The organism is Pseudomonas sp. NC02 (assembly GCF_002874965.1).
GTDB lineage: Bacteria > Pseudomonadota > Gammaproteobacteria > Pseudomonadales > Pseudomonadaceae > Aquipseudomonas.
Genome location: NZ_CP025624.1, coordinates 3,889,996 through 3,902,844 on the forward strand (window position 1 = coordinate 3,889,996; position 12,849 = coordinate 3,902,844).

The following is a 12,849-nucleotide window of genomic DNA, read 5'->3' on the forward strand; positions in this document are numbered from 1 at the left end:
GACAGCCGTCGACGGTCAAAGGTCGATCAAAGATTCTCGTAGCGGTTCATGTCCAGCACGCCCTCTTCCACCGGCGTGGTTTCGCGGATGTACTGCGACAGGTCGTGGAAGTACTGCCAGAACTGCGGGTGACTGCGGCGGATGCCCCAGCGATCGACAATCTTCTCGAAGCGATTGGCGTCCTTGGCATTCTCCATGGCAGCGACAAACTCCGGCACTTGCTGCGCCGGAATGTTGAACATGAAGTTCGGGTAGCTGCTCAGCACCCCGGGATAGATGGTCACGGTGTCCAGGCCCGGCTGATAGCGATAAGCCTCACCGAGCATAAAGGCCACGTTGCTGTGGGCGCGGTTGCGCAACAGGCTGTACATCTCACGTTTGCCGCTGCGGGTTTCGATGCGCAGCATGGTCGCTTCCGGCAACAGGTCGATCACCTTGAGCCCCGCCGCCGGGCGGTTGGTCAGGCGGCTCAGGGCCTGTTCGGCGTCCTGCAACGCAGGGTCAATGCCCGGACGCGAGCAATAGGCGCTGACGCAACGGTTGATCGGGTCCGGGCTGGCGTTCAGGTCGCCGTAGCGGGCCAGCAACTGGTTGGCGAAGTCGCGCTTGGGGTCCTTTTCATCGAGCTTGAGGCCCGTGGGCTTGTCATCGTCGATGGCTTCATAGTCCAGCCACAGCTTGACCTTGCCGCTGTTCTGGTACCAATCGTCAAGGAAGTCATCCCGCGAGTCCGCCGGCATCAGGCGCAGGAAGTTCTGCTCGGCACCGTTGCGGATCAGGTCGAAATACAGGCGCGTCTGGGCCTGATGGGAAACGTTGCCGAACACATCGAAATTCACCGCCAACTGGTAGTAGGTGCGCTCCAGCAGCGGATAGTCGAACAGCCACAGGGTTTGCGGCACTTCGCCAATCAAGCCCTTGGTCACCGAGGCGCTGTCGAAGTGACGGAAGATGCTCAACAAGGCGTTGTCGTTGCCCGCCCACAGGCTCGACCAGCTCGGCGGCGGCAGGTCGGCATAGCTGTCCCGGCGCAACGCTTCGTACTCGTTGCGCTTGTCGCGGTATTTGAGCCAGAGGCTGAGCACGCTGCCCACATCGTCAATCTGCCCCGGCATCGCCAGCAACGGCGTGGCCTGGCCGCGGTAGCGGGCATCGGTGATATACAGGTCGTGGTCGGGGTCCTGGAACAGGGTCCAGAAGTTGTCGCGGATCACGTCCGTGGCGATCTGGCCCCGGCATACCGGCCCGCGAATAAAGGTGCGCACGAAGTATTCGGCGTTATCCAGCATGAACTGGTAGCGCGCCTTGGCCGGAATCGCCTCGAAGGTCTCGAACGGGTTTGCGCGCCGGCCCGGCCCGTAGCCCGGCAAGGCTTGCACCTGCCAGTCATCGGTATAGAACAGCGACTTGATCCAGGCCATCTTCTCGGCGCTGAACGGATAGGTGATGTGAGTCTTGTGCACGATCACCCCCTGCACCGGCCACAGGCGGTAGTACACCTGGGTGCCCGGGTCGTCGTTGGGGCGGCGGGTGTTGATCAGGTCGATCGGCTGCCCGCTCGGGGTGCGCGAGCGTACCCACTGGAAGAAATGCCCCGGCTCGCCGCCTTCAAAGTAGATGTGGGCAAGGAACAGGTGCTCGAACAACCAGCGCGCCACCAGGCTTTCCCGGGCCCCGGGCTGGTTGAACAGGTTTTCCCATTGCTGCACTTGCAAGGCTTCCTTGGCACTCGGGGCCAGGCCTTGTTCGTCGATCGGTGCGCCGGAGGCCAGCCAGCGTTGCAGGGTCTGGTACTGCTGGTCGGTCAGGCCGGTGACGGCCAGGGGCATGCCTTCCTTCGGGTGGTTACCTGCGTAGGCGTTGAACTCCCCCGGCATCGGGCAGGTGTTTTCGCGGCTCAGGCCCAGCACGATGTCGTCGGGCAGCTTGGCGTTGGGCGCAAGCGGCGCGTTATGCCCCAGCTCCAGCATGCGGGCCATCAGTGCGGCCTGGCTGCCCTGGGCGTCGAGTACCGAGTAGAAATCCTTTTGCTGCCAGGCGGCTTTGCCGAAGGCGTCATAGAACAAACGGGTGGGCTGGCTGGCCTGGCTGCGCTCGCCGTCGTACACCGGCACCTTGGTCGCGCCACGTGCGGCGCCTTCGGCACTGCCCAGGTTGAGCTGGCAGGCCGAGTCGTAGCAGGCGTGGCAGGCCACGCATTTCTCGGTGAAGATCGGCTGGATGTCACGGGTATAAGAGATCGCCGGGGCGGGACCTTCTGCCTGTGCGGTAAGGGCGAACAGCGCAAACGCGGCGCTGACGATGAGGCGAAGTGACATGTTTCCGGTCCCGATTCAATGCGTGCAGTGAAAAACCCGTCGATTCTACCGATGTAACGCCCCCGCCAACATGAGCGATATTCATGCAAACCCAGCACATGCTCTAAAAGCGCACAGGTTTGTTATGATCTTCGCCCTCCGTAATACCTGACCAGAGTAGTCCCATGCCCGATCGTAGCGCTCGTCTGCAAGCCCTCCACCAAGCCCTCAAGGAACGCATCCTGATCCTCGACGGCGGCATGGGCACGATGATCCAGAGCTATAAACTGGAAGAGCAGGACTACCGTGGCAAACGCTTCGCCGACTGGCCGAGCGACGTCAAGGGCAATAACGACCTGCTGGTGATCACCCGTCCGGACGTGATCGGCGGCATCGAAAAAGCCTACCTGGATGCCGGCGCCGACATCCTGGAAACCAACACCTTCAACGCCACGCGCATTTCCATGGCCGACTACGGCATGGAAGACCTCGCCTACGAACTAAACGTAGAAGGCGCGCGCCTGGCGCGCAAGATCGCCGACGCCAAGACCCTGGAAAACCCGGCCAAGCCGCGCTTCGTCGCCGGCGTGCTCGGTCCGACCAGCCGTACCTGCTCGCTGTCGCCCGACGTAAACAACCCCGGCTACCGCAACGTGACCTTCGATGAGCTGGTGGAAAACTACACCGAAGCCACCAAAGGCCTGATCGAAGGCGGCGCCGACCTGATCCTGATCGAAACCATTTTCGACACCCTCAACGCCAAGGCCGCGATCTTCGCCGTACAGGGCGTGTTCGAAGAATTGAACGTCGAACTGCCGATCATGATCTCCGGCACCATCACCGACGCCTCCGGCCGCACCCTGTCGGGCCAGACCACCGAAGCCTTCTGGAACTCGGTCAGCCACGCCAAGCCGCTGTCCGTGGGCCTGAACTGCGCACTGGGGGCGAGCGAGCTGCGTCCGTACCTGGAAGAGCTGTCGAACAAGGCCAACACCCACGTTTCCGCGCACCCGAACGCCGGCCTGCCCAACGAATTCGGCGAGTACGACGAACTGCCGTCGGAAACCGCCAAGGTCATCGAGGAATTCGCCCAGAGCGGCTTCCTGAACATCGTCGGTGGTTGCTGCGGTACCACCCCGGGCCATATTGAAGCCATCGCCAAGGCCGTGGCCGGTTACGCACCGCGCCCGATCCCGGACATTCCGAAGGCCTGCCGCCTGTCGGGCCTGGAACCGTTCACCATTGATCGCAACTCGTTGTTCGTCAACGTCGGCGAGCGCACCAACATCACCGGTTCCGCCCGCTTCGCCCGCTTGATCCGTGAAGACAACTACACCGAAGCCCTGGAAGTCGCCCTGCAGCAGGTGGAAGCCGGCGCCCAGGTGATCGACATCAACATGGACGAAGGCATGCTGGATTCGAAGAAGGCCATGGTGACCTTCCTCAACCTGATTGCCGGCGAGCCGGACATCTCCCGCGTGCCGATCATGATCGACTCCTCCAAGTGGGAAGTGATCGAGGCCGGCCTGAAGTGCATACAGGGCAAGGGCATCGTCAACTCCATCAGCATGAAGGAAGGCGTGGAACAGTTCATTCACCACGCCAGGCTGTGCAAGCGCTACGGCGCGGCGGTAGTGGTGATGGCGTTCGACGAAGCCGGCCAGGCCGACACCGAAGCGCGCAAGAAAGAAATCTGCAAGCGCTCCTACGACATCCTGGTGAATGAAGTCGGCTTCCCGCCGGAAGACATCATCTTCGACCCGAACATCTTCGCGGTCGCCACCGGTATCGAGGAACACAACAACTACGCCGTCGATTTCATCAACGCCTGTGCCTACATCCGCGACGAGCTGCCGTATGCGCTGACCTCGGGCGGCGTGTCCAACGTGTCGTTCTCGTTCCGTGGCAACAACCCGGTGCGTGAAGCGATCCACTCGGTGTTCCTGCTGTATGCGATCCGCAACGGCCTGACGATGGGTATCGTCAACGCCGGCCAGCTGGAGATCTACGACCAGATCCCGGCCGAGCTGCGTGACGCGGTGGAAGACGTGGTGCTCAACCGCACCCCGGAAGGCACCGACGCCCTCCTCGCCATTGCCGACAAGTACAAGGGCGACGGCAGCGTCAAGGAAGCCGAGACCGAAGAATGGCGTGGCTGGGAAGTCAACAAGCGCCTGGAACACGCGCTGGTCAAGGGCATCACCACCCACATTGTCGAAGACACCGAAGAATCCCGGCAGTCGTTCGCGCGCCCGATCGAAGTGATCGAAGGCCCGCTGATGTCCGGCATGAACATCGTCGGCGACCTGTTCGGCGCCGGCAAAATGTTCCTGCCCCAGGTGGTGAAGTCCGCCCGGGTGATGAAGCAGGCCGTGGCCCACTTGATCCCGTTCATCGAGCTGGAAAAAGGCGACAAGCCGGAAGCCAAGGGCAAGATCCTGATGGCCACGGTGAAGGGCGACGTGCACGACATCGGCAAGAACATCGTCGGCGTGGTGCTGGGTTGCAACGGCTATGACATCGTCGACCTGGGCGTGATGGTCCCGGCCGAGAAAATCCTGCAGGTGGCCAAGGAACAGAAGTGCGACATCATCGGCCTGTCCGGGCTGATCACCCCGTCCCTGGACGAGATGGTGCACGTCGCCCGCGAGATGCAGCGCCAGGATTTCCACCTGCCGCTGATGATCGGTGGCGCCACCACTTCCAAGGCCCACACGGCCGTGAAGATCGAGCCCAAATACAGCAACGACGCGGTGATCTACGTCACCGACGCCTCCCGCGCCGTGGGCGTGGCGACGCAGTTGCTGTCCAAGGAATTGAAGCCGGCGTTCGTCGAGAAAACCCGCCTGGAATACATCGATGTGCGCGAGCGTACGTCCAACCGCAGCGCGCGCACCGAGCGCCTGAGCTACCCGGCCGCCATCGCCAAGAAGCCGCAATTCGACTGGAGCAGCTACACGCCGGTCAAGCCGACGTTTACCGGTGCCCGCGTGTTGGACAATATCGACCTCAACGTCCTGGCCGAGTACATCGACTGGACACCGTTCTTCATCTCCTGGGACCTGGCCGGCAAGTTCCCGCGCATCCTCACCGATGAAGTGGTGGGTGAAGCGGCGACGGCGCTGTACGCCGACGCACAGGAAATGCTCAAGAAGCTGATCGACGGAAAACTCATCAGCGCCCGCGCGGTGTTCGGTTTCTGGCCGACCAACCAGGTGCAGGACGATGACCTGGAAGTCTACGGCGACGATGGTCAGCCGATTGCCAGGCTGCACCACCTGCGCCAGCAGATCATCAAGACCGACGGCAAGCCGAACTTCTCCCTGGCCGACTTCGTCGCGCCCAAGGACAGCGGCGTAACCGACTACATCGGTGGCTTTATCACCACCGCTGGCATCGGCGCTGAAGAAGTGGCGAAGGCCTACCAGGACGCCGGCGACGACTACAACTCGATCATGGTCAAGGCCCTGGCCGACCGCCTGGCCGAAGCCTGCGCCGAATGGCTGCACCAGCAAGTACGTAAGGAACACTGGGGCTACGCCAAGGACGAAGTGCTGGATAACGACGCGCTGATCAAGGAGCTGTACAGCGGCATCCGCCCTGCCCCGGGTTACCCGGCGTGCCCGGATCACACCGAGAAAGCCCAGTTGTTCCAACTGCTGGACCCTGAAGCCCGCGAGATGCACGCGGGTCGCAGCGGCGTGTTCCTGACCGAGCACTACGCGATGTTCCCGGCAGCAGCCGTCAGCGGCTGGTACTTCGCTCACCCGCAGGCGCAGTACTTTGCGGTGGGCAAGATCGACAAGGACCAGGTCGCCAGCTACACCGCCCGCAAGGAGCAGGACCTGAGCGTGACCGAACGCTGGCTGGCGCCGAACCTGGGTTACGACAACTAAGTCGTGATGCGCTGACCCGGGCGTCCAGCCGGCTGGGCGCCCGGGTCAGATCCCCAGGTCCCTCCTCGCCCGCCCCGAAAGCCTGAGCGCCAGTGCCTGTTGCTCGGCAAGGTTTTCGGTGTCCAAGGCTGCGACTTCGCTCAAGTATTGGGCGCTGAGGTCCGGGTGAAGCTCCTCGAGGGCATCTACCTTGACCTGATGCGCCTGGGCCAACACCGAAAACTCTTCCGGGTACAGCTTCTGCAAGTAGCTGACCCAGTACGGGCGTTTGACCAGCTCTTGCATAAACACCGGGGTGCTCTCTCTGGCCATAATGGCGGTATACGCCTGATCGATATTGGCCTGGGTGACCCGGGACAGGTTGCGGTACAGCATGGTGGACGGTTGGTGAGGCAGATCCAGGCGCTCGGCCAGGCCGATGCGGTAGGCCAGGCGAATTTCCGCCGGGTCGATGCCAGGGCTGCGGTTGATCGCTTCGCCAGCAATGCGCTCCGCTTCATCGAGACGGATCATGCGCCGGGCCAGGTTGAACAGCGTGGTGCCTTCCTGCCCGGGCGCAAGGGCCCTCAGGGCCTTGAACTCATACACGCTGACTTCAAGATCACTGAACAGGAGGATCCAGCCGTCACCACAGGTAGCCCTTACCCGCATCGCCTGGGCCTGGCCAAATAGTTGTTCGCGCAAGTGCGGGTATTGCTCCGCCGCCTCAAGCACCGCCCACACCCGGCGAGTCAGGTCGGCGCGGTCGTGCAAGAAATCCTGGGCGTTCTTCAACTGGGAAATGATGTAGAAAAAATCCTCGCTGTTTTCGGCCTGCTTGAGCACGCTCCATACCCGGTGGCGGGCCGAATCGGCGGCAATACCCGAGAACCATTGGGCCTTTTGTTGTTCCGGGGTCAAGAGTTCAGGGTGGATGTCCGACCCGGAGCTGCTATCGGTACTGTGGTACCCCTCCAGTGCGTCTTCCAGTTCCTCGGCGGAAAATCCCAGGCCACAATCGGTCTGCTGCTGGTAGACGCGCAAGCGTGCAAGATCTTCCTCAAACAGCAGGTTATCGGACAGGTCCGTGCCCCACATCAGAGCGCTGTGCTGGGGCAGCAACGCGTCTTCAGGGATGGTTTCGATACGGTTGCTGCGCAGGTCCAGGTGGCGCAACTGCGCAGCCTGGAGGACACCCTGCGGCCACGCCAGAAGGTTATTGCCACGCAGTTCCAATGACTGCAATTGAGGCAGGCTGCTGATGTCCAAAGAATCGAGGACGTTCTCACTCAGGTCCAGGCGCTCCAGCGCGGTCAGCCGATTGAGCTGGCCCTGCAGCTCGCTGCGATAGCGCAGTTCGTTATGGCTCAGGCGCAGCTCGGTGAGTATCGAGCATTCGCCGACGGCGTCGGGCAGGCTCATCAGGCCATTATTGTTGAGAGTCAGGGTACGCAGCTTGGGAAACGCCCGCAGGAACGCATTGGAGCCCTGCTCAGTAAGCTTGACTGCGTTGAGGTTCAACACCCTCACATGGGCCAACGGCTCGGGTAACGCCGGCAGGTCACCCAGATACAGGTCGTTCAATTGAAGGACCTCGCGCCCGTCGCCCGGCGCAACCTCGGGGTGCGCCCGCAACGTATGGCGCCAGCTGTCGATGAGCCTGTCGGCCGCGCGACGACGGTCCACCGCGCTGACCCAGCCGCCCCCCTGGCGATAACCGCGAATATCGATCCAGTCGTTTAACACCCGCACCATACCCCGGTAGCCCGTGCGCCACCGAACCAGGCATGCCTCGACCTCCAGTGCACCCAGGCCACTGGCAAGCAGTTCGTCAATGCGCCGTACTGCATCGCGCGTGGACAACGCCGGGTCTATTTGTTGCAGACGCTGCGCAGGTGTCTGCCGAACTTCACTGTTGGGCACCTCTACCTCCAGCGCGAGGAGCAGATCGGGACTGTCCGTGACCTCCAGGGGAAAGTATTCCGGATCGCCCCCCGTTCTGCCCTCCGCCAGCCCTTCGCGGGGAATGCCCAAGGGTTTATCCAGGTAAAAGCTCGGGCCAAAAACCGGCAGCATGGCCGGTGCGACGTTCAACGGATTGTCCTGGTAGGTACGCAGGGCAAAACGCTGTATGTCGGCACAAGCCGGCAAGGTCAGGCGACAGCCACGCACGTTGCTGCTGAGCATCAGCAGGTCATGGCCGGTCAGTGCAGCCTGGGGGATCGTGGTAATAGCGCTGTAGCTCAGATCCACTTGACGCAGTTCGGGCAATGCCAGCCAACCTGTCGGCCAGCCGGTGGTCGCGGTGTGGCTCAGGTTCAGGCTGCGCAGCTGGTTGAGCCCGCTGACATCCAGGGTACCCACACGGTTGTAATCCAGGTTCAACCCTCGAAGCGTGACCAGGGCGCTGAGGCGCTGCTGTATCGCCTCAGTGATCGTCAACTGGTTGTGCGCCAGGTCCAGCTGTTTGAGAGACCTCAACTGCGTCAGGGACGCCGGCAGGTCCATCAGGTTGCTGCGGCTCAGGTCCAGGCCGTGGATTTGGGTGAACTGGGGGAGGAAATCGTTCAATGCCGCCACTGAAACCCGGGTGCCTGCGAGGTTCAAGCGCTGCACGTGGGCAAAAGCTGCGGCCGGCATCAGCGGCAAATCCCCCAGTACCGTACCCGACAGGTCCAGCATGACCCCCTCGGAGGCGGCTGGCGAAGAAGGCCCGGCCACCTCACGGGGGGAGGCAAAACGTCGGTCGAGGCCATCGCGCCAGTAAGCCATGAGCTTGTCTGCCGCACGTTGACGATTGAGCGGGTCCACCGGTCGCCGGTCGACCTCCACTTCCCTGCCCTGCCACTCTTCCAGCGCCTGCTGCAAGGTTGCATGTTCATCCAGCAAGGCGTGCACACGGGTCAACTTGGCGTCACTGGTCAACCGATGGCGCCGCAGGTACGCCAAGGCACTGGGCGCAAACGCCGGGTCGCTGTCTTTCAGGCGTCGCAACGCGCCTTCACAATAAGCGTCCACCATCAGCACTTCATCCACCAAATGCCCCGGGTGGTTTTTCACGTGCTGATACACCGGCATGAACGCACGCCGCTCAAACGCTGCCCAGTTGAGGGTAAGGCCACGCCACAGGCGCTCGTGGCCCTCAAGCATTGCCGCCGGCATGGTATTTATCCCGGTCGCCAACAGGTCGAGCGTCTCCAGTTTGTCCAACGTCAGAACACCTACCGGCCACTCTTTCAGGGCGCCCGCCACCCGCAAGGCAAGCAGCTGTTTCAAGCCGCTGACATCCAATGCCTCCAGCGCGCCCGTCAGGGCCAACCGGCGCAACTGGCTTAACGTGTTAAGGCGTTGCAAAAAGACCGGCGAGTAGGTCAGGCCCCAGCCGTCGATCGACAACTCTTCAAGCTTGGGAAACAGCCCAAGGCCCGTGGCAATCGCTTCGACATGGGCGGGCTCGGTGAACACATTCAGGACTTCGGCGTTGGGGAACTGCTGCGCAAGCCTGACGCCCTGCGTGTCCGCCAAGGTTTCACCGCTTACACCCAACCCTCGCACATGGGAAAAATCAGCATCCAGCGCCGGCAAGTTACCGGCCTTGCCCAGTGACAGATAGGCATGGGGTTTCAAGCCCCGGTACGCGCCTTCGCGCCAGCAATTGATCAGGGTGTCGGCCGTATGTTGTGCCCCCGCCTGAGCACTGTTTTGCGTCACCCACTGATCCAGGGTCATGCGTAACCGGGTCAGTTCGCGCTCGCGGTTGCCTATCAACTCATAGATCTGTGGAGGACGCTGGCCGGCCTGCAACAGGCTTTGCACAAACAGCTGGGCCGCCTCATCGCTGAGGTTGGGGTAAACATCGCGAACCCTGGCCGCCAGGGCGGCATTGGGTGCCTGGGCCGTACCCCGGCCGCTCAGGGCATAACCTAATGACCCGCTCGCCTGACGCAACGCCGGGCGAGCCATGGGCGCGCGTATCTTCAGCACGGCGGCCATTTCGAGGCGGTGTGCCGTGGCATACCGCGCCAGGGCTTGCTGCAAATCGACATCCGCGCTGGCCAGCGGCAAACCCAGTGACTGGCGCAGGGTTACGGGCAAGGCATGGACGATTGATGGGTAGAAATTACGACTCCCGGGGACCGGACTGTTAAGAGGAGCCCCCTGCAGGTCGCACGCCAGGAATGTCTCGCCTTTTTTGACCAGGTAACGGCGCACTGCCGCGTCTTCAGGCCCAACCTCAGCCAGCAAGCGCCCACTGGGGTTGTCGGCGCGCAGTTCCAGGCGCAGCGTGGGAGACCAGCCCGGCAGTTGCTGCAAGCAATGCAACGCCAGCCGGTCACTGTCCAGGCTGGCGAGCGCCGGCAGGTACAAGCCGGTCAACGCACTGCTCAGGCGACGTTGCTGTAGCGCACGCCGCGCCAGGTTATCCAGGCGCGGCGCAACACCGGTTCGGCCGAGTATCTGCAGGCGTTCCTTATCGCTGGCCGTACTGATAATTTCGTTGATCGCGCCTCGGGACAAAGAAGCAAAGCGGCGCTGCAACACTGCGCCCTCGGGGGACAGGAGTACAGCCTGTGGCGGCGCGCCGCGAAACAACTGCAACGTATCGGCCAGCACGGCAGGCATCGGCAAACCATCTATGTGGACCTTGCGCAACAGGTCATCACTGATGCCGCTGATGTCGCCAAGGGCGCTCAACGTTGCATCGCTGATTCCCTGGGTTTCATGACCCAGGCGCCTCAGCAAGGTCAGGCGGTCCCATTCCAGTGGGCGTTCATGGGTATGGCGCCAGGCACCCGCCTGGTTGTGTTCAAGGATCGGCTGGTACGCGGCGGGATTGTTCGGATGCTGGATCCGCCATTTTCGAGTCCGCGCATCAAAAGCCTTTTCATAAAGGCTTTCACCCAGGCGCACATACATTTTGCCGTCCTGCGCGTACTGACCCTGGGCATTGGGCTTGAGTGATGCATCCAGAACGGTATGACTGCGGTAGGCCGCAAGGTCAGGTTTCCACAGGCGCCTTTCGCCGTTCGGCAACTTCACCGGCACCAGCCCATCGACCCATTTCGACACCTGGATAGCGGGCGCCCGGCCAGCGAGGGCTGCCGCCCCGCCCAGGGTGGCCATGAACCCGAGATTCAGCGCCACCGACTCCAGGTGCTCCCACGCCGCATCCATATCGCCCTCCTGCCAGGATTCGATGCCGTGATAGACCTCCAGGCCCAACTGAATCGCCGTGACCGCCAACAACAGCTCCCCCAGGCCGGGCACCATGAATGCGGCCACATTCAATGTGTTCAAGCCCATGCTCAACCAGTGTGCATGGCGTGCCTGTGCGGCCTTTCGGTCAGCCTCCGCAGTGGGCACCGCCAGGGTTCTGGCATTGTCCTTGAGGCGCTGTACATGGCTCTCGTAGAGCGCGCCGAACAACTCCCCCTCGATCAACCGTTCTCGCCGGTTCAAGTTGATTTGCTCGTCGTAGACCTGCTCCTTGTAGCCTCGCGGGTTCCAGGTGAAGGTGTAGAGTTTTTCCTTGAGGCGCTCAAGGAACTGCGGCGCCTGTTGCTGAGGTACCAGGCTGGCAAACAACTGCTGATAGGCAGGTGAGCGCAGGTTCACCGCCAGTTCCTTGTCGAACGCCTGCATAGACGGGTATTCCTTGAGCGGGCACTGCGGCGCGCCCGGAATCCAGGCCACCACCCGCGTATCAGGCGCCACGGGAAGCAGCCCGCTCACACCTGCCCCAGGAAACAAGGGCGGGATCACGGACCGGGTCGGTGCGACACCCGGCCCGATCAGCAGCACCTCCCCCAGCTCGCAGCCCAGGATCGACAGTTGACCGAAACGTACGACCTCGCCATCCAGCAGCGGTCGCGAAGTACCTGCCAGCACTTCACGCAACATGAGAAACACCGCCGGACCGATGTCGCCCTGCGCCCATGCGGCATACAGGCGTACCGTCAGCAGGTCTTTTTGCGCGCGAATCATCTGCTCCCGCACCACGGCCCGAGTGGCAGCGGCATCGAACACCTGCGCCAGATGGGCCTGGTATTGCTGCCCCAGGTCCAGGGTGCGGCACAGGGTGGAAAAGGTTTGTGGAGTCATCGACAGGGTTTCGCTGTAGCGATAACGCGCCGCACGCGAGCCATCCGCCCGCGCCTCGCCGTAGTACTCGGTCAGCAGCGCACCTTCCGGCGCCAGGGCGCTGGTCTGTTCGAGGGCGATATCGGTGAAGTCTTCATCGCCCTCGAAGTTCAGCAGCGCTGCCTGCAACAACGAATGCTGCTGCGGGGCCTGGCGATACCGCAGGTAATGCAGCTGGTTTTTGTTGACGTCCGGGGCCTCGCCCATCGCCTCGCGCAACGCCGCTTCCAGCTTGGGCTGGGCGAATTCGACAATGCCTTGCAGCGCGCCAAGGCCCTTGGCCAAGGCTTCGCGGGACTGACGGCTGGCCTTGCGACTGTCATCGAGTGCCTTGTTCAATGCGGGCGAGAGCGGAACCTTGGTGGCAGGCCGCTCCCTGCCGGGCAACAGTCCATGTTTGAGCCGGCGCACATCGACGGCGGCCATGTGGGCGACCCACGCGGGCAGGCGTTCCGTGATCAGGGCGGTGTGCAAGCTTTCGTCCGCGAGGGCGTTAGGTGGAGTAGACATGTGCGGCTTCCTGAGAACGCTTTAGG

Annotated in this window: 3 protein-coding genes; 1 reads left to right on the plus strand and 2 read right to left on the minus strand. The window is 62.5% G+C overall.

Translation table 11 applies throughout. The features are described from left to right. Positions 1 to 26: 26 nt before the first annotated feature. The gene (locus C0058_RS18360; protein WP_102369264.1) at positions 27 to 2,318 is read right to left on the minus strand and encodes a fatty acid cis/trans isomerase; all 2,292 of its coding nucleotides are present in this window, start codon (positions 2,316 to 2,318) and stop codon (positions 27 to 29) included. A gap of 164 nt (positions 2,319 to 2,482) precedes the next feature. Here C0058_RS18360 and metH point away from each other — a divergent pair, with 164 nt between their 5' ends. After that, on the plus strand, positions 2,483 to 6,193 hold the full coding sequence (gene metH / locus C0058_RS18365) for a methionine synthase (RefSeq protein ID WP_102369265.1): 3,711 nt from the start codon (positions 2,483 to 2,485) through the stop codon (positions 6,191 to 6,193). Between the two features lie 45 nt (positions 6,194 to 6,238). Here the strand turns inward: metH and C0058_RS18370 are convergent, their stop codons facing one another. Then, positions 6,239 to 12,823, minus strand: coding sequence for an NEL-type E3 ubiquitin ligase domain-containing protein (locus C0058_RS18370; RefSeq protein ID WP_102369266.1), 6,585 nt, complete (start codon positions 12,821 to 12,823; stop codon positions 6,239 to 6,241). Between the last annotated feature and the right edge of the window lie 26 nt (positions 12,824 to 12,849).